An 881-nucleotide genomic window follows, 5' to 3' on the forward strand; every position below is an offset into this window, starting at 1 on the left:
CTACAATGCACTGTCTGATGTGATACTGTAGTAGACGGCTGCATGGTTATAATTTTTTTCCTAATATTATCAATCTTACAGGTAAAGAAGTTCATAAAGTCATTACTGCTGTGCTGTTTACAAACATCAGAAGGTGAAGCTTTATCTTTGGTTAATTTAGCCACTGTATCGAATAAATACCTAGGGTTGTGTTTGTTTTCTTCTAAGAGAGTCGAGAAATAAGCAGATCTAGCAGTTTTTAGGGCCTTTCTGTATGCAATCATGCTCTCTTTCCACGAAATGCGAAAAACTTCTAGTTTTGTTTTCTTCCAGCTGCGCTCCATTTTTCTGGCTGCTGTTTTAAGGGCCCGGGTGTGCTCGTTGTACCACGGCGTTGGACTATTTTCTTTAATCTTCTTTAAGCGCCGGGGAGCAACTGTGTCTAAAGTGCTGGAAAAGAGAGAGTCAATAGTTTCTGTTGCAACATCGAGTTCCTCTAGGCTATCTGGGATGCTGAGGAGATGAAACTGATGAGGAAGATTATTTACAAAGAAATCTTTAGTCGCAGCAGTGATAGTCCTGCCATATTTGAAGCGAGGGGACGGCTTTGCAGCCTTTGCTAAATTAAGTGTACATGATACTAGGTAATGATCTGAGATGTCATCGCTCTGCTGCAGAATTTCAATGGTATCAACATTTATTCCATGTGACAGTATTAGGTCTAACGTATGATTACGGCGATGAGTGGGTCCTGACACGTGTTGCCTTACTCCAATAGAGTTTAGAATGTCTCTAAATGCCAATCCCAATGCGTCTTTTTCATTGTCTACATGGATATTAAAATCACCAACAATTAGGACTTTATCTGCAGCCAGTACTAACTCAGCAAAAATCAGCAAATT

General features: G+C 40.1%; 1 protein-coding gene. It reads right to left on the minus strand.

The features are described 5' to 3' along the window. Window positions 1-881, minus strand: an 881-nt coding sequence (locus tag M4I23_RS19560) for a hypothetical protein (protein WP_249755535.1), incomplete at both ends; no start/stop codon positions are given.

It is taken from the genome of Algibacter sp. L4_22, from assembly GCF_023473045.1.
Classification (GTDB): Bacteria; Bacteroidota; Bacteroidia; order Flavobacteriales; family Flavobacteriaceae; genus Algibacter.